Consider the following 16,924-nt stretch of genomic DNA (forward strand, 5'->3'; position numbering starts at 1 on the left):
CTGACCGCTCCCATAGGGGGGGCGGTGTGTTTTCTTATAGGGGAGGGCCATTTCATGGCCGTGCAACGCATACATTCACTCACGGTACGCCTGACCCACTGGATCAATGCCTTCGGCATGACCTGCATGTTCATGAGCGGCTGGGGTATCTACAACGCGTCACCCCTGTTCGCGTTCCGCTTCCCGCCCTCGCTCACCCTGGGCGGCTGGCTGGGCGGTGCGCTGGCCTGGCATTTCGCAGTCATGTGGCTGCTGCTGATCAATGGCCTGGTCTACGTCCTTTACGGACTGCTCAGCCAGCACTTCAAGCGCGACCTGCTGCCGGTCACGCCTACCGCAGTCAAGCGTGACCTGCGGGATGCATTGCGCCTGCGTCTGATCCATGAAAAAGGCGTCTACAACGCCGTACAGCGCCTGATGTACTGGCTGGTGCTGGCAGCCGGCGTGCTGATTCTGGTCTCCGGCGTGGCCATCTGGAAGCCCATACAGTTCCAGGAACTGGTCGCCCTGCTGGGCGGTTACGACTTCGCCCGCTATGTTCATTTTGCCGCCATGTCGGCCATCGGTGCTTTCGTGGTCGTGCATCTGGCCCTGGTATTGCTGGTGCCCAAGACACTGCCGCCGATGATCACCGGCGGTGTGCGGCCGCTGACCCACGAGAAGAACGATCATGAATGAACCCAGGCCCCGCCGTACTGCCCCGATCAAGCTGGAGCCTGCCCAGCGCACCGAATTGGAAAGCCTCCAGCGCCGGCATTTCCTGCGCGGCGGCTTGACCGTCGGCGCCATGGCGATGCTCAGCGGCTGCAACCTGCAAGACGGCGACCAGGTCGACAAGGTCTTGTGGGCCATGTCGCGCTGGAACGATCGCGTGCAAGCCTGGCTGTTCAACGGCCAACGGCTGGCGCCCACCTACAGCAAGGCGCAGATGACCCAACCGTTCCCGTTCAACGCTTTCTACAGTGAGGACGACATCCCCGACATCGATGTCGCCGGCTATGCCCTCGCCGTGTCCGGCCTGGTGCGCGACAAGGCGCCCTGGACTTTGGAAGGTCTGCGCAAGCTGCCCCAGCGCAGCGACATCACCCGGCTGATCTGCGTCGAGGGCTGGAGCGCCATCGGCCAGTGGGGCGGGGTGCCGCTGAAAACCTTCCTCGAGCATATTGGCGCCGACACCACGGCCAAATTCGTCGGGTTCAAGTGTGCCGACCGTTACTACTCGAGCCTGGACATGCCCACCGCCCTGCACCCGCAGACGCTGCTCGCCCTGGACTACGGCGAAATCGCCCTGCCGCCCGAATACGGCTACCCGCTACGAGTCCGTGTGCCGACCAAACTGGGCTTCAAGAACCCCAAGCATATCGTCGAGATCTTCGTCAGCAACGACTACCCCGGCGGCTATTGGGAAGACCAGGGCTACAACTGGTTCAGCGGGATCTGACGCCGATCAGCAGGCGCAGGACGCGGTCACGGCCGTCGTCGCGTCCCGGCCATCAGCTTTGGCGAGCGGTAAGCCTTCGTCGAGCCAGCCGGTGACGCCGCCGATCATCTCCTTCACCTGATGGCCCAGGCTGGCCAGTCGCACCGCGGCCCGGTGCACCCCGTTGCAGTGGGGTCCGGCGCAGTAGACGACGAACAGGCTGTCGGCTGGGAACTGGGCAAGACGTTCGGGGGTGATCGTTCGGGTCGGCAGGTTGACCGAGCCGGCTACATGGCCGGCGGCGAACGCGGTTTCGTTGCGTACATCCAGCAGGATGAAGTCGACCTGGCCGGTTTGCTGGCTACGGTACACATCGGAGCAATCGGTTTCGAAACGCAATCGCTGGCTGAAATGGGCGAGTGCTTCGGGGGCGCTGGCGGCGGGGTGTTCACTGATCAGGCTGGGCATATGGGTGGCTCCTGGCAAGGTGGGTGTAGCGTCACTTTAAAGGTGTCGCACCTTGCGCTACAGTGGCGAACTCGACATCGACCGGTAGTTTTTCGCCAATGCATGACGCTCCTGGGCTGGTGGCCATATTGGCCTACGATGGTTTGTGCACGTTCGAATTCGGTATTGCTATCGAGATATTCGCGTTGCCCAGGCCGGAATTCGATTTTGCCTGGTATCGGCATAGCATCGTTGCCGTCGACCGGGGGCCGCTGCGTGCGACAGGGGGGTTCATGGTCAGCGCCGATGCCGGGTATGAGGCGTTGACCGAGGCCCGTACCATCGTCATTCCCGGATGGCGGAGCCGCGATGAACTGCCGCCGCATGCGCTGCTCGACGCGCTGCGCCAGGCGCATGAGCGCGGCGCGCGCCTGCTGTCGATCTGTTCCGGGGTATTCGTGCTGGCGGCAGCCGGGTTGCTGGACGGCAAGCGCGCCACTACTCATTGGCGCTACTGTGATGAGCTGGCGCGGCGGTTTCCCGCAATCCTCGTGGATCCTGCCGTGCTGTATGTGGACAGCGGGCAGGTGATCACCTCGGCGGGCAGTGCGGCCGGGATCGATGCCTGCCTGCATCTGGTGGAGCGGGACTTTGGTGCCCATGTGTCCAACACGGTGGCCCGACGGCTGGTGATGGCGCCGCTGCGCGCCGGCGGGCAAGCGCAGTTCATTGCTGCGCCGGTGGCCCAGGTGCCGCGGCATGATCTGGCGGCGGTGCTGGAGTGGGCTCGTGAGCGCCTGGGTGAAACCCTGACAGTGCCGCAAATGGCCGCCAAGGCGCTGATGAGCGAGCGCACGTTTTTGCGACGCTTCAAGGACGCGACCGGCATGACACCCAAGGCCTGGTTGCAACACGAACGAATGGCCCGGGCTCGCTCGCTGCTGGAAACCAGCGCGTTGGATACCGAGCAGGTAGCCCAGCGGTGCGGTTTCGCGTCAGCAGAAAGTTTCCGAGTCGCCTTTCGCAAAGCCGTCGGCTTGGCGCCATCGTTCTACCGCGAAAGGTTCGGGGCCCGGCAGCGCTGACGCGGTGTCTCTGGATGACCGCGGCGGACCCGGACGCGGCGTTAGAGGCGGGGTGAGTGCAGTTTGTGTAGCAGCGGCGCGAGCCGCGTCGGCGGTGGGTGAGGTATGTCTGGATAAACGCGGTGGGCCCGGACGCGGCTTGTGCCGCTGCTACGGGGGGCGTGTGTCAGGGTTTGGTGACGGTGAGGACGACGGCGGCGATTCGTTCGGCCTGTTGATAGCCAGGGGTTTCCAGCTCTTCGCCGAACACGTCCGGGTCCACTTCTTCATAGGTCCACTGCAGGCCCGGCACATTCAGCAGCGGTTGTACCTGGGCCAGGAACAGGTCGACGCCGTCCACCGACGGTGCGCCGGTGTACAGCAGCAGACTGCCGCCGGGTGCCAGACGGTCCAGGGCCTCGCGGGCGATGCGGACCGACAGTGCCGATCCCAGCTCGCCACCGCCATCGCGATAGGCCCGCGCCTCGGGGTCCTGCATGTAGGGCGGATTGGCGACGATCAGATCGAAATCGCCACTGGTCCCTTGCAGGACATCACTGTGCCAGGCCGAAACGTTGCTGACGCCCGCCAAGGCAGCATTCACCGCCGTAAAGCGCAACGCGATCCGGTTGATATCGACGGCCTGAACCTGCGCTTCGCGGCGCGCGAGGGCGATCACTATCGCGCCGGCGCCACTGCCACAGCCGATGTCGATGGCGGTGCGGACAGGATGTAGGGACTGGGCCAGATGCTTATCGATGGCTCGGGCAAAACGATGGGTGTCCGGACCGAAAAATACCGAATCATGAGCCACGGTCGGATAGGCCGAATGCACGAACAACTGCCCGTCCAGACTGGACCAGCGCACCTCGCTGTGCAGCAACCCCGAGCGCTCGGTGAGAATGGCGCTCTCCAATAACGCTGCAGTTTCCACCTGCGGCAACAGGCCTGGTTCGAACGGGCGACTCCAGCCGAACACACCGCGCAGGTCACGGGCGACCCGATTGCCCGCGCGTTCATTGTTGCGCTGGTGGGTCAGCGGCGTCACGGTGACGAAGCGGTAACCGTCCGCCTGCAGACGACGGCCCAGTTGCAGCAGCACCGTGTCCAGCTCGCCATCCTCCCCGGCACCGCAGGCGTCCGCCTGGCCCCTGGTCAAACCGTGTACATCAATGCTCAAGGCTCAGCACTCCCTCGCTCAGGCGTTGCGTAAAAATGCGCGTGGCTTCAAGCCCCTCAGGCGACGCGTGCAGCGACGGCGACATCTTGCGAATCAATTCCCGGGTCGAGTCAGCAGGCGTGGCCCCGGCGGCGGGGATCGACGCAACGGCCTCCCGGCGACGGAACCGCGCCCTGAATGGATTGTTCACGCCGGACTGCGTGTCTACCCAATCCCCGGCGATCCAGTCCTTCAGCAATTGCAGCTCGTAACCGTTGAACACGCCAAACATCGGCGCGCCGGGCCCATCGATCATTTGCCAGAAGCGGCTGGCCTGCGGGTCTTGATGGCGTTTTATCCAACCCTTGTTTTCCAGAGCGGTCAGAAAATCACCGCACTGGCCTGGCTGGGCCAGCCATTCGTTGACGGTCTTGCCTTCCAGGCGGCAGTAATCGGAGTGCATGAACTGGCCAAAGCCGCGCTTGCGCTCCAGCATTTGCACCACTTCATGGTCCAGGTTGAAGCCCTCGATCACTGCAGAAGACCCGACGCCCAGATCATTGAGGTTATAGCCTGCCCGCAACCGCTCGAGGAATACCGCATTGCCAGCACCTCCCGGCAGCAGGTCCAGGACGGCCGCCACGGCCTTGTGCGCATGCCCGGTGCCTGCGTTGTCTATGGTCACGTGCAACGTGAAATAGTAGGGGTCGATGCCCAGCTCGTTGAGTTCGAACGCAGTGATCAGCAGGTGCAGCGGCAGCTGTTCATACCCCAGGTTGTAACCGATGACCTCAGGCAGGAAGTCATCGCTCGCCTGTCCGAGTGCCAGCTGGATAGCGCCTTGCAGATACAGACCGTCGGCCAGCTCATGGGTCGCCAGACAGTCATGCTCGGCCAGCAATGCGCGGTAGAGCGTCACGTGGTTCAGCGCCGGGTCACCGTCGCCCAGCTCCTCGAGGTAGGTGCGGATCAGCCCTCGGTAACGCCAGTCGGCCGAGTGGCGCACCGTTCCAAACAGCCACGCGCCATCCACCAATTTGCTCGGCGCGACCTGCTGCAGAAAGTACAGCGCATGCGCCTTGCTGCTGAAGAAACGCCGCGGCGCACCGGCATGGCGTAACTGCAGATACTCCGAGTACTGGCGACCCACCGCTGCGGCATTGTCCGCCACCCACTGCAACAGCTGGGCCGGCTCGGTCGGCATCGGGCAGGGCAGTGCCGAAGCCTGCTCCAGTTGCTCTTCGAGAAAGCCTTTTATCACGGTGGGATCAGTGGTTTCAGGGTCGCCGAGTAGCGATTGGTACATCGGCAGGGCGGCACGGCTGGGCGTGGCGCACGAAGGCTGGCAGGCCATGGATTGGAGCGAGATCATCATGGTACCAATTATGTTTTTGGTGTGATGATTCGAGTTCGGCCGGCCGCAGAAAATTCAGCCGGAGCGACGAAGCGACACGTCAACAGTGAGTGCGCCTTGACCGGCGTGCCGTGCGACTCGCCTCTATCCAGTCAGACCGCCTGACTGTGAGTGTGCCCATGGCGATGCAACGCAACCCAGATCACCACGGCCAGTACGCCGATCAAGGTTGCGGCCGACATCAATACCAGGCTGTGGGAAGTACTGAACGCCGCCTGGCCTGCGGCGACCAGTTCGGTCGCCTGTGGGCCGCCCAGCGCTTTCGCAGCGCTCATGGTCTCGCCGATCGAGTGCCGGGCACTCTCCGCGATGGCGGGCGGCAACCCTTCGGGCATCTGCATCGAACGGGTGTAGCCACTACCCAGCACGATGCCGAAGCCGGTGATCCCCAATCCCGAGCCCAGGTCATAACTGGTGGCCTCCAGCGCGCCGGCCGAGCCGGCCTTGTGCGGCGGGGTGCTGCTCATGATCGCCACCGAGGAAGCTGTCAGGCCAATGCTCAGCGACGCGCCGAGCACTACCAGCAGGCCGATCACGCCCAGGCCGCTGTGGTGCAGATCGGCCATGGCCAGGCCCGCCAGGCTGGCACTGGCGGCGGCCAGCGACAGGCTGCCGACCCAGCGCAGGCCGATGGCGCGCAGCAGCAAACCGGCCATGGGGCCGCCGACGGCCGAGGCGACCATCAACGGCAACAGGAACATTCCAGCTTGCAGCGGCGTTTGTCCCAGGACGAACTGCAGCTCCTGCGCCAGCATCAATTCGACCCCGGCCAGTGCACCCATCACCACCAAAGCCATGACCACACCCGCGCTGATCGCTGGCGAACGGAACAGGCTCAGGTCCAGCATCGGTTGTGCGGCATGCAGCTGCTTGTGCCCGAACCAGCCGAGCATGCTCAGGCCGATGAGTGCCGAAGCGGTGGTCACGGATGCCGAGCTACCCGGTTTGAATCCCGACTTGAGGGCATAGACCGTGGCCATGATGCCCAGCATCAGGATCAAGGCCTGGCCGATGGTCCAGTTGCCGTCGCCGGTAATGGCGGTGCGCGGAACGTGCTTGAGCACCAGCGGCATCACTACCAGCATCACCGGCACATTGACCAGAAACACCGCGCCCCACCAGAAATGCTCCAACAGGGCACCGCCTACCAGCGGGCCGATGGCAGCGCCCGCCGAGCCAGTCGCGCCCCAGATGCCCAGGGCCATGGCGCGCTCGCGCTCGTCGTCGAAAGTCTGGCGGATGATGGCCAGGGTGCAGGGGATGATCATCGCCGAGCCGAAGGCCATGAATGCCCGCGCGGCGATCAGCGCAGCGACGCTGGGCGAGAACGCGGCAAATACCGACCCGAGGCTGAAGAGGCACAGCCCGGCAATCAACAGTTGGCGATGGCCGATGCGGTCGGCGAGGGTGCCCATGGGAATCAGCAGGCTGGCCATGATCAAGGGGTAGATGTCGATGATCCACAACACCTCGGTACCGGTGGCCAGCAGTGCCAGGGTCAGCGATGGGACCGCCACGTGCAGGATGGTCACGTCCAGCACCACCGGCAGAAACACCATCATGACCGCGAGCAGCACCCACCAGCGTTTTACAGATTCAGACGACGACACGGGACTTCCTTGAATGATCGAACGGACTCCAGATGCGGCAGCCCGGCATAGTGTGATATCATCATGCCATTATCTGCATGATAGGCCGAGACACACGTCACATAGCAGCTCGCCAGTGATAGTATGCATGTTCTTCACGTCAGCTCACATTCGCCCCACCTGAAACTCATTCGTCATCCTGAGCATTCGATCACTGAACCTGTTCATCAGCGAGATAGCGCTACCAATAGCACGTGGGCATAGCGACAGTGCCGGTTAGGAAGGGTAGTTAATCGTCGTGCCAGTGGTGCCGGACTTCGGCACGGTATGGGTTTGAGAAGCCTCGACAAGTCGGTTTACTGGCGTTTTCGCAGAGTTGCGAGGATAAGCCTGACGCGATTTCGTAACACACTTGTTGCGCATACGTTGCACACTGGAACTGGCTGAAAATGCCACAGCCCTCGGTAACCGAGGGCTGTGGCTCGCCCTATGGTGGCAGCGACGAGCGTTTTGCCAACGAACCGTCATTTATTGACGGGTGTTTGTCTCGAGCTGGTCGCTGAACATTCTTTGGCGCCAATAATATTGACGCCCGAGGCCCGCAGATATTTGGCGCCATCATTTAAGTTTGCGTAAGTTATTGTTTTATATGGATTTTTCAAAAAATTTCAGGCTTGACAATTTATTTACACGCCAGTGATAGCACTCGGCTTGCACTGCCGGAGTTTCGACACCTAGTATCACCTCGCCGTACCGATGCCGCCCCAGAGTCGGCACTGACAAAACGCGACCAGACCGGCCGCACAAGATCGACACTGCCTTGCGTACATCACCGTTTCGGTACCCCACGGTGCTGGACGAGACGTGTACCTGATTTATTTTGCTCCGATGCGATGTTTATACGACGTCCGGACTGAACCTTGGCGCAACAGCTTGTCCAAGGTCAGCTTCGCAGGATGTGCCGATGGGCGTTGCACTGGTTGTTGCTGCATACCAAAGACTCTGGAGATTTGCATGAAAGCGATTGTCACCGGCGTAACCGGCCAGGATGGAGCGTATCTGACGCAGCTGTTGCTGGAAAAAGGCTACACCGTCTACGGGACCTACCGACGCACCAGTTCGGTGAACTTCTGGCGCCTGGAAGAGCTTGGTGTCGCGACCCATGCCAACCTGCACCTGGTCGAGTACGACCTGACCGACCTGTCGGCCAGCATTCGCCTGCTGCAGAACACCGAAGCCACCGAGGTCTACAACCTGGCGGCGCAGAGTTTCGTCGGCGTGTCGTTCGAACAGCCGCTGACCACGGCCGAGATCACCGGGGTGGGGGTGGTCAACCTGCTCGAAGCGATCCGCATCGTCAACCCGAAGATCCGCTTCTACCAAGCGTCCACTTCCGAGATGTTCGGCAAGGTGCAGGCGATTCCGCAGATCGAGAGCACGCCGTTCTATCCGCGCAGCCCCTACGGTGTCGCCAAGCTCTACGCCCACTGGATGACCATCAACTACCGCGAGTCCTACGGGTTGTTCGCCACCAGCGGCATCCTCTTCAACCACGAGTCGCCGCTGCGCGGCCGTGAGTTCGTGACCCGCAAGATCACCGACAGCGTGGCCAAGATCAAACTGGGCAAGCTCGACGTGCTCGAACTGGGCAACCTCGACGCCAAGCGCGACTGGGGTTTCGCCAAGGAATACGTGGAAGGCATGTGGCGCATGCTGCAGGCCGACGAGCCGGACACCTTCGTGCTGGCCACCAACCGTACCGAAACCGTGCGCGACTTCGTCAGCATGGCGTTCAAGGCTGTAGACATCAGCCTGGACTGGTCGGGCAAGGATGATTCGGAATGCGGCACCTGCCGCGCGACCGGCAAGGTGCTGGTCAAGGTCAACCCGATGTTCCACCGTCCAGCCGAAGTCGATCTGCTGATCGGCGACCCGGCCAAGGCGCGTGAAGTGCTGGGTTGGCAGCCGCAGACCAGCCTCGAAGAGCTGTGCCGGATGATGGTCGAGGCAGATCTGCGACGCAACGAAATCGGCTTTTCTTTCTAGGCGCCCTTGGCGTCTACCCGAATTACGGCAGTGGGAATGGATATGAATAAACAACAGTGGATGGCATGCCTGGCGCTGGCGCCTTGGCCCTTGAGCGCTTGGGCGTTGGAACCGGCAAAGGTCGAGCTTGGTCCCGTGAACTTCACTCCGACACTGGAGATAAGCGAACGCTACGACGACAACTTTCGTGCAGTGGATCGCAATGAGGACGCAGCGTGGATCACCTCGGTCAAGCCGACCCTGTTGTTTACCCGCGAAACCCGTAACACCGGTTACAAATTTCGGTATTCGGCCGACAGCCAGACCTACCTGGACCACGCCGACGCCAGCCACATCGACCATGATGCCGAGCTGAACGGCATCTGGGCATTCGATTCGCGCAACCGCCTGGACGCCTCGCTCGATTACAAGCGCGGCGAAGAGACCGTCGACTCCGCCGACGAGCGTGAAAACGACAAGTACACCCGCCAGGGTGGTCGCTTGAAGTACACCTTCGGCGCGCTCAGCGCCATGAACCAGATCGAACTGGGTGGCGGCTACCGTCAGCAGCGCTATCGCAATGCCAACGGCATCAACGACGACAAGGAATACGACGCCACCAGCGTCAGCGGTACCTGGTTCCATCGTCTGGGCGGCAGCACCCGCGCCCTGGTCCAGCTGGACCACGTCGACTACGACTACCTGGACTTCGACCGCCGCAACAGCAAGGGCAACCGCGTGCTGTTCGGTATCGACCGCGACGTCACCGCCAAGCTCAGCGGTACCGCCCGCGCAGGTTACGAGCGCAAGGATTTCGAAAGCTCGCAGAGCAACGACTACGGCAGCGGCACTTGGGAAGTGGGCATGGACTACAAGCCACGCACCTATTCCACCATCTCGGTGAACATGCGCCGCGCCTTCGACGAAGGTGACGACGGGGCCAACACCGTGCACGTGACCAGCAGCCGTCTGGGCTGGCGCCACAGCTGGTCGTCGTTCTTCGCCACCGACGTCAACTACCGCCACGCACAGCGTGAGTACCTGGGCACGGGCGGTCGCGACGACACCCAGAACGCCGCCGGCGCCGAGGTGATCTACACCGCCAGCCGTTGGGCCGAGGTTTCCCTGGGCTACAACCGCGTGGACAACAACTCGAACGTGGACAGCGAAGACTACGTTCGCAACATCTACCTGCTCAGCCTCAAGCTGTCCCTGTGAACCTGACCCAAAGGGGAGAAGCCACCATGTTCAAGCATGCATTGATTGTCGTACTGGCACTGTTCAGCCTGGGAGCCCAGGCCGATGCCTACAAGCTCGCTTCGGGCGATGTCATCCGGGTTTCCGTACTGGGTGAACCCGACCTGACCAACGAAGAAGTCCATCTCAACGACTCCGGCACGTTCTCGTACCCCTTCCTGGGCGCCGTGAAAGCACTGGGCAAGACCACCGACGAGATCGAGCGCGTCATTACCAAGGGCCTGAGCGGCGACTACCTCAAAGATCCGAAAGTGTCCGTGAGCGTGGTCGAATACCGTCCTTTCTATATTGGCGGTGAAGTCAAGGCGCCAGGCGGGTATCCGTACAAGCCGGGCCTGACCATGGACCGAGCCATCGCCCTGGCTGGCGGCCTGACCGAGCGTGCTTCGGTCAACCGCATCAACATCAATCGCGGCGGCAGCGCCAAAGCGGCCCAGTTGGCAACACCGGTAGAACCGGGCGACACCATCACCATCGATCAGGGGTTCTTCTGACATGAGCCAGATAGCCGTAAGAAACAGCCAGGGCGGCGTTGCCCCGTGGCAGGCCGCGCCCGCGTTGGAAGACCGCGACGCGTTGGACTCGCGCAAACTGTGGCGCACGCTGTGGCGTCGCCGCGCCATGATTCTCGGTGTCTTCGCGGTGGGCACGGCTGCCGCCGTGATCTACGCCCTGAACATGACGCCAACCTATCGCTCCGTCACCACCCTGGTGATCGAGCCCAGCGGTAACCAGGTCATCACGTTCCAGCAGACGCCGGACCGCCCCGACCCGAACAGCGACTACTTGCAGACCCAGATGGGCCTGATCCAGAGCCGCGAAGTGGCCGAGCGCGCCGTGCGTGAACTCGACCTGTCGCACCACGAAGAGCTGGATCCACGGCAGAAGCAGTCGCGCCTGTCCAAGATCAAGGCGCAGCTGTCCAACTGGCATGCCGACTGGTTCCCGCAGAGCTGGCACCAGGAGCTTAACTACACCGAACAGCAGGCATTCAACAGCGCTGTGATGGAACTGCGTCAGCGCACCAGCGTGACGGTCGTCGGCAAGAGCCATCTGGTCAGCATCGGCGTGACCATGGCCGATGCTGAAACCGGCGCCGCCACTGCAAACGCCTTGGCCCAGGGCTACCTGGCCAGCCGCCAGAACTCGCAGCAGCAGGAATCGCTGACCGCCAGCCGCTGGATGAACACCCGCATGGTGGAACTGCGTACCCAACTGCAGCAAGCTGAAAGCAAGCTGCAAGCCTACCGCGACGGCCAAGGCCTGGTCGATGTAGGCGGCGTGGCAACCATCACCGCCAACGAGCTGGCCCGCACCAGCGACCGTCTGGTCGATGCCCGCCGCGAACGCGCCGATGCCCAGAGCCAGTACCGTCAAGTACAGGGCCTGTTGGCTCGCGGCGGCAATCTGGACCTGTCCAGCGTACCTGCGGTGATCAACAACCCGGTGATCCAGCAGTTCCAGGCCGTCGCCGCCACTGCCCAGGCACGTGTCGACGAGTACAGCCAGCGCTACGGCGACAAGCACCCGCAAATGGTCGCTGCCCGCTCCGAGCTGCAAGCTGCCCAGGCCAGCCTGCGCAGCCAGGTCGGCCAAGTGGTCGCCGGTCTGCAGCACAACTATCAGTTGGCCCAGGACAACGAGAACTCGCTGCGTTCCTCGTTCAACAGCAACAAGCAGGAAATCCAGGACATCTCCCGCAAGGAGTTCGCCCTGCGTGAACTGCAACGCGACGTCGACAGTAACCGTGATGTGTACAACACCTTCATGACCAAGCTGCGCGAAACCATGGCCACCGCCGACCTGGTCTCGGGCAATGCCCGCGTAGTCGACCCAGCCATCGCGCCGCTGTTCCCGACCACGCCGCGCAAGGCCATCCTGGTGATTCTGGCCGCGCTGCTGTCGCTGATTGCCGGTTGTGCCATAGCCCTGTTGCGTGAAGCCCTGAACAACAGCTTCAAGAACAGCGCCGACGTCGAGCGTGCCTTGCAACTGCCGGTACTGAGCGTGGTGCCGCTGCTCAAGCGCCGCAACCGCTCGCGCATCCATCGCCAGTTCGAGCGCAACGACGACGCGGCATTCGCCGAAGCCGTACGGACCCTGCGTACCGGCGTGATGCTCAACGACGACGATGTACGCCGCAAGACCCTGGTGCTGACCTCGACCACTCCGGGCGAAGGCAAGACCACCCTGGCGATCAACCTGGCCGGTGCCATGGCCCGCGTCGAACGCGTGCTGTTGGTGGAAGCCGACCTGCGCCGTCCGAAAGTGGCCACCAACCTGGGCCTGGACGCTCACCACATCGGCCTGGCCGAGTTGCTGGCGGGCAAGGCGGGCGTCGATGACTGCCTGCAGAGCATCGGTAGCCTGGACGTGATCTGCGCCGGTGAAATGCCCTACAACCCACAGGAACTGCTGGCCAGCACGCGCATGCAGACCTTCCTGGAGTGGGCACGCCACCGCTACGACCGTGTGATTCTCGACACCCCGGCCAGCCAGTCGGTGAGCGATGCGGCGCTGCTGTGCGGCATGGCGGATTCGGTGATCTACGTGATCAAGTCCGAAGTCACCAGCATGCCACTGGTACGCAAGAGCATCGGTCAGCTGTTGCAGACCGGCGCGCCGATCACCGGTGTGGTCCTCAACCAGGTCTCGCGCCCCGAGCCCGGCCAGCGTCGCGACCATTACTACGACTACCTGCCGGCAGCCCCGGCCCAATAAACCTTTCCGACCTTGCAGCCGCGCCGCTCACCCTTCGGGGCGAGCAGTGCGCACGGCTGGCCGCGTTACGGAAAATGCCAATCCACGCCGCACTTGTCTGCAGAGGATACTTCTATGATTGCGCCTCGCTTGCACCCGATGGTAAACCGCCGGGGCCTGACGTTCTGGACCATGTGGCTCGCGGGTGCCGCTTTGGCATGCGCGCTGACCTTCAGTGTGCTGTACGCCCATTTCGACGCGTTCCCACCCCAGTACCGGGTGCTGATGATGATCGGGGTGCTTGCCTCGGTTCCCGTCTACAGCTTCCTGCACGTCTACCACAAGCGTTTGAACTACCTCTTGGGCCTGCTGCGCCTGCTCGGCGGCTGGCTGACCCTGGTCGCCGCCCTGGCCGTGGTCATCTGGCTCAGTGGCAGCCCGCAGACCCTGGCGCCCGGCATGGCCGTCAAGTTGATCGCCTACGGCTTCCTGGCCCAGGCCGCGACGTTCATCCCTTTGCGCTTCTTGCTCAACCGCCACAACCAGCGGCTGAAGAACGAACGCAAGGCCGTGATCATCGGTGCCGGTGAACTGGCCGGCAAGCTGGCCCGCCAGCTCAAGCCGCGCGTGCCGGTACTGGGCGTGATCGCGCCCGACGCCGAAGTCGATGCCGACTGGGTGCCGGTGCCTGGCGTGCCCCACCTGGGTGGCTTCGACGAGCTGCGCGACATCGTTCAGCGCGAGCAGGTGCGCCGGGTGTACATCGCCCTGCCGCTGGACCGCATGGTGCAGATCGAATCCATCTACGTCGACCTGCTCGACCTGGCGGTGGACGTGGTCTGGGTACCTGATTTCGGCAGCATGATGCTGCTCAACCAGTCGATCTCGCAGATCGAACAATTCCCGGCCATCTACCTCAACGAAACCCCGCTGAGTTCGCACCCGGCGGCGGCCATGGCCAAGGACCTGATCGACCGCAGCCTGGCGCTGCTGGCAATCGTGGCCTTGGCACCGGTGCTGATCAGCTGTGCGGTGGCGGTGAAGCTGTCCTCGCCAGGCCCGGTGTTCTTCCGCCAGGGTCGCGACGGTTGCAACGGCACGGTGATTCACGTCTACAAATTCCGTTCGATGCGCATGCACGACGATCAGGAAGTCAAGCAGGCCACCCGCAACGATTCGCGCGTGACCCGCGTGGGTGCATTCCTGCGTCGCTCGTCCCTGGACGAGCTGCCACAGCTGATCAACGTTCTGCGTGGCGAAATGGCCCTGGTCGGTCCGCGTCCACACGCCATCGCCCACAACCATTACTACTGCGACAAGCTGATGGCCTACATGGCGCGTCACCGCATCAAGCCGGGCATCACCGGCCTGGCCCAGGTCAGCGGCTTCCGTGGCGAAACCGACACCCTGGACAAGATGCAGGGACGTCTGGAACGTGACCTGGCCTACATCAACCACTGGTCGCTGTGGCTAGACATCAAGATCCTGATCAAGACCCCGTTTACCCTGTTCTCACGGAACATCTATTGAGCCCGGAGGCTGGGATGGAACACGACTTGAGCCAGGGGCCGACACCGGCCCCTGGCCTGATCCAGCAGCTGCGCCAGAACCGCATGGTGCGTAACCTGGCGACAGCGCTCGGCGGCTCGGCCGGCGCGCAGCTGATCAACCTGGCGCTGATCCCGGTGATCATGCGTATCTACGGCCCCGAAGCGTTCGGGGTGGTGGGTACCTTCCTCAGCCTGACGATCATCCTGATCCCGGCCTGCAGCCTGACCTGGTCGATGGCCATCGTCCTGCCCCGAACCCATCGCGATGCCAGTGGCCTGGCCAAGCTGGCGACCCTGGTTGCCTTGCTGGTGTCCATCCTGGTGGCCGGCGTGCTGTTGTGGTGGGGGCCGATGCTGGCCGAACGCTGGAACCTGGCATTGCTCACCCCGTACCTGATGCTGCTGCCGCTGGTAATGTTCAGCTCGGCGGTGCTCGAAGTACTGCAGCAGTGGCTGTATCGGCATGGCCGCTATCGCCTGACCGCTCGTGCGGCCACCAGCCACGCGCTGGTCTACAACGGCATGCGCAGCGTCGGTGGCCTGTTCAACAACAGCGCAACCATGCTGGTGGTCACCAGCGCGCTGTACTACGTGGTGCACAGCCTGTTGATTCTGATCGGCATGGCCATGAGCAAACCGGCTCCGGCCGAGGCGAGCGACACCGACGAGGCACCACGCAAGACTCTGCGCCAACTGGCCAGCGAATACCGTGACTTCCCCCTTTTCCGTGCCCCGCAGGTATTGATCAACGCACTGTCTGTGCACATGCCTACCCTGGTGCTGGCGTCGCTGTTCGGTGCCATACCGGCAGGCTATTTCGCCCTCTGCCTGCAAGTGCTGGCCATGCCCAGCAATTTCATCGGCAAAGCCATGGGCAGCGTCTTCTACCCGCGCATTGCCGCCGCCGTACACGCGCGTGAAGCGGTCGTCGGCCTGCTGCTCAAGGGCGTGGGCGCGATGACGGCGATCGGCGCCTCGGGCTTTCTGATCCTGGTCATTGCCGGGCCCTGGCTGTTCACCCTGGCCTTCGGTGCCCAGTGGCACGAAGCGGGCGAATACGCGCGCTGGCTGGCCCTGGCCGAATTGGCACGGTTCGCAGCGATGCCGTGCGAGGTCGCTATCCCGGCGTTGCGCCTGCAGGCCTACTTCCTCGGTTTCGAAGTCTTCGCCACCTCGTTGCGCTTCGGTGCAGTGGCCATCGGCGCCCTGTGGGGCGGCTCGGCCCTGGCTGTGGTGATGGCGATCGCGGCGGCAAACATTTTCATCTACCTGGCGATGATGTCGATCGTCGTATTCAAGGCGCGTGCCTGGCAGAACCGCCAGAGTGGCACTCTACAGGAGGCTCAAGCATGACCCGATCCAACAACGATGTGTGCGCGATCATCCTCAACTGGAATGGCGCCGATACCACCATTGACTGCATTCGTGCTCTGGACGCGCATTGCCGTGTCCCGGTCGTGGTGATCGACAACGATTCCAAGGACGACAGCGTTTCGCGCCTGAAGCACTTCCTCAGCGACTCGACCGGCCCGGACCTTCACGTCATCGACGAGCGCGCGGCCGGCAGCTACGACACGCCGCACGAGCGGGTATTGATCGTCAACGAAGGCAACCACGGCTACGCCGGTGGCAACAACGTCGGCATCGATTACGCCGTGCGCGCAGGCTACCGCTACATCTGGCTGCTCAACAACGACGTGACCGTCGAGGCCGGCGCCCTGGAAGCCTTGCGCGACACCCTGGAACAGTCGCCCAAGTGCGGCTTCTCGGCCTCGGTGCTGGTGTACTCGGACCGCCCCCAGGTAGTCCAGTGCGTAGGCGGCGGCACCTTGTTCCCCTGGCTAGGCAAGACCAAGCTGATGGGCAAGAACCTGGACCGTGCGCAGCTGGCTACCGCCGGCCTGCCCGAGCCCGACTACCTGATGGGTGCCAGCCTGATGGTGCGGCGCGAGGTCATCGAAGAAGTCGGCATGATGGACCATCGCTACTTCATGTACTCCGAAGAAGTGGACTGGGAACGTCGCGCAGCGGCGGTCGGTTGGCACGGTCGCGTCGCCCTGAACAGCTTCGCTCGCCATGGCGACAGCGGCAGCACCAAAGGGCGCAGCCACATGTTCCATTTCTACCGCAACCGCGCCGCCATCATGTACAACAAGCGCTTTCATTCGACCGCGTGCACCTTCGTCTCGGCCATTGCGCTAGGCGCGATCACCGTGCTGCAGAACCGCAGCAGTGCCAAGAACATCAAGTTCGGCATCAAGGGCATCACCGAGGGCTTGGCGTTCAAATGGCGCTGAGT

The 16,924-nt window shown here is 63.0% G+C and carries 14 protein-coding genes; 10 read left to right on the forward strand and 4 right to left on the reverse strand.

The window, feature by feature from the left end; all coding sequences use genetic code 11:
- Nucleotides 1-54: 54 nt before the first annotated feature.
- Entirely contained in the window at nucleotides 55-678 is a 624-nt protein-coding gene (locus tag LT40_RS08375; protein ID WP_043188791.1) for a cytochrome b/b6 domain-containing protein, read from the forward strand.
- On the forward strand, nucleotides 671-1,441 hold the full coding sequence (locus LT40_RS08380; RefSeq protein ID WP_043188794.1) for a molybdopterin-dependent oxidoreductase: 771 nt from the start codon (nucleotides 671-673) through the stop codon (nucleotides 1,439-1,441). The genes LT40_RS08375 and LT40_RS08380 overlap by 8 nt, the downstream gene beginning before the upstream one ends.
- A gap of 6 nt (nucleotides 1,442-1,447) precedes the next feature.
- On the opposite strand, the gene LT40_RS08385 is transcribed toward LT40_RS08380, so the two are convergent.
- The gene (locus LT40_RS08385; RefSeq protein ID WP_043188798.1) at nucleotides 1,448-1,888 is read right to left on the reverse strand and encodes a rhodanese-like domain-containing protein; all 441 of its coding nucleotides are present in this window, start codon (nucleotides 1,886-1,888) and stop codon (nucleotides 1,448-1,450) included.
- 98 nt (nucleotides 1,889-1,986) lie between these two features.
- Between LT40_RS08385 and ftrA the strand changes: the two genes are divergently transcribed.
- Nucleotides 1,987-2,952 carry a transcriptional regulator FtrA gene (gene ftrA / locus LT40_RS08390; protein WP_043188801.1) on the forward strand — a complete coding sequence of 322 codons (966 nt, stop codon included), beginning with the start codon at nucleotides 1,987-1,989 and terminating at the stop codon, nucleotides 2,950-2,952.
- 166 nt (nucleotides 2,953-3,118) lie between these two features.
- On the opposite strand, the gene LT40_RS08395 is transcribed toward ftrA, so the two are convergent.
- The 3 genes from LT40_RS08395 to LT40_RS08405 all read right to left on the reverse strand — a co-directional run bounded on the left by LT40_RS08395 (nucleotide 3,119) and on the right by LT40_RS08405 (nucleotide 7,114).
- Nucleotides 3,119-4,090, reverse strand: coding sequence for a methyltransferase (locus LT40_RS08395; RefSeq protein WP_052393516.1), 972 nt, complete (start codon nucleotides 4,088-4,090; stop codon nucleotides 3,119-3,121).
- A 10-nt stretch (nucleotides 4,091-4,100) separates the two neighbouring features.
- On the reverse strand, nucleotides 4,101-5,462 hold the full coding sequence (locus LT40_RS08400) for an iron-containing redox enzyme family protein (RefSeq protein ID WP_043193479.1): 1,362 nt from the start codon (nucleotides 5,460-5,462) through the stop codon (nucleotides 4,101-4,103).
- A 134-nt stretch (nucleotides 5,463-5,596) separates the two neighbouring features.
- Nucleotides 5,597-7,114 (reverse strand): MFS transporter, encoded by a 1,518-nt coding sequence (locus tag LT40_RS08405; RefSeq protein ID WP_043188804.1) that lies wholly within the window; start codon nucleotides 7,112-7,114, stop codon nucleotides 5,597-5,599.
- 993 nt (nucleotides 7,115-8,107) lie between these two features.
- Between LT40_RS08405 and gmd the strand changes: the two genes are divergently transcribed.
- The 7 genes from gmd (at nucleotide 8,108) to LT40_RS08440 (ending at nucleotide 16,922) form a co-directional block, all read left to right on the forward strand.
- Nucleotides 8,108-9,139, forward strand: coding sequence for a GDP-mannose 4,6-dehydratase (gmd, locus tag LT40_RS08410; RefSeq protein ID WP_043188809.1), 1,032 nt, complete (start codon nucleotides 8,108-8,110; stop codon nucleotides 9,137-9,139).
- 42 nt (nucleotides 9,140-9,181) lie between these two features.
- Nucleotides 9,182-10,336 (forward strand): outer membrane beta-barrel protein, encoded by a 1,155-nt coding sequence (locus LT40_RS08415; protein ID WP_052393517.1) that lies wholly within the window; start codon nucleotides 9,182-9,184, stop codon nucleotides 10,334-10,336.
- A 26-nt stretch (nucleotides 10,337-10,362) separates the two neighbouring features.
- Entirely contained in the window at nucleotides 10,363-10,869 is a 507-nt protein-coding gene (locus LT40_RS08420) for a polysaccharide biosynthesis/export family protein (RefSeq protein ID WP_043188815.1), read from the forward strand.
- A 1-nt stretch (nucleotide 10,870) separates the two neighbouring features.
- Nucleotides 10,871-13,096, forward strand: coding sequence for a GumC family protein (locus tag LT40_RS08425; protein WP_043188819.1), 2,226 nt, complete (start codon nucleotides 10,871-10,873; stop codon nucleotides 13,094-13,096).
- Between the two features lie 114 nt (nucleotides 13,097-13,210).
- Complete coding sequence (locus tag LT40_RS08430) at nucleotides 13,211-14,605, forward strand: undecaprenyl-phosphate glucose phosphotransferase (RefSeq protein ID WP_043188823.1); 1,395 nt, start codon at nucleotides 13,211-13,213, stop codon at nucleotides 14,603-14,605.
- Nucleotides 14,606-14,619: 14 nt separating this feature from the next.
- Nucleotides 14,620-15,978: a lipopolysaccharide biosynthesis protein gene (locus LT40_RS08435; protein WP_052393341.1), complete on the forward strand. Its 1,359-nt coding sequence runs from the start codon at nucleotides 14,620-14,622 to the stop codon at nucleotides 15,976-15,978.
- A complete protein-coding gene (locus LT40_RS08440) occupies nucleotides 15,975-16,922 on the forward strand; it encodes a glycosyltransferase family 2 protein (RefSeq protein WP_043188826.1) in 948 nt (315 codons plus the stop codon). The genes LT40_RS08435 and LT40_RS08440 overlap by 4 nt, the downstream gene beginning before the upstream one ends.
- The last annotated feature ends 2 nt before the right edge of the window (nucleotides 16,923-16,924 follow it).

It is taken from the genome of Pseudomonas rhizosphaerae, assembly GCF_000761155.1.
Classification (GTDB): Bacteria; Pseudomonadota; Gammaproteobacteria; order Pseudomonadales; family Pseudomonadaceae; genus Aquipseudomonas; species Aquipseudomonas rhizosphaerae.

Coding starts and splice junctions, on each gene's coding strand:
- LT40_RS08375 (WP_043188791.1), top strand. CDS start 55: ATGGCCGTGCAACGCATACATTCACTCACGGTACGCCTGACCCACTGG.
- LT40_RS08380 (WP_043188794.1), top strand. CDS start 671: ATGAATGAACCCAGGCCCCGCCGTACTGCCCCGATCAAGCTGGAGCCT.
- LT40_RS08385 (WP_043188798.1), bottom strand. CDS start 1,888: ATGCCCAGCCTGATCAGTGAACACCCCGCCGCCAGCGCCCCCGAAGCA.
- ftrA (WP_043188801.1), top strand. CDS start 1,987: ATGCATGACGCTCCTGGGCTGGTGGCCATATTGGCCTACGATGGTTTG.
- LT40_RS08400 (WP_043193479.1), bottom strand. CDS start 5,462: ATGATCTCGCTCCAATCCATGGCCTGCCAGCCTTCGTGCGCCACGCCC.
- gmd (WP_043188809.1), top strand. CDS start 8,108: ATGAAAGCGATTGTCACCGGCGTAACCGGCCAGGATGGAGCGTATCTG.
- LT40_RS08415 (WP_052393517.1), top strand. CDS start 9,182: ATGAATAAACAACAGTGGATGGCATGCCTGGCGCTGGCGCCTTGGCCC.
- LT40_RS08420 (WP_043188815.1), top strand. CDS start 10,363: ATGTTCAAGCATGCATTGATTGTCGTACTGGCACTGTTCAGCCTGGGA.
- LT40_RS08425 (WP_043188819.1), top strand. CDS start 10,871: ATGAGCCAGATAGCCGTAAGAAACAGCCAGGGCGGCGTTGCCCCGTGG.
- LT40_RS08430 (WP_043188823.1), top strand. CDS start 13,211: ATGATTGCGCCTCGCTTGCACCCGATGGTAAACCGCCGGGGCCTGACG.
- LT40_RS08435 (WP_052393341.1), top strand. CDS start 14,620: ATGGAACACGACTTGAGCCAGGGGCCGACACCGGCCCCTGGCCTGATC.
- LT40_RS08440 (WP_043188826.1), top strand. CDS start 15,975: ATGACCCGATCCAACAACGATGTGTGCGCGATCATCCTCAACTGGAAT.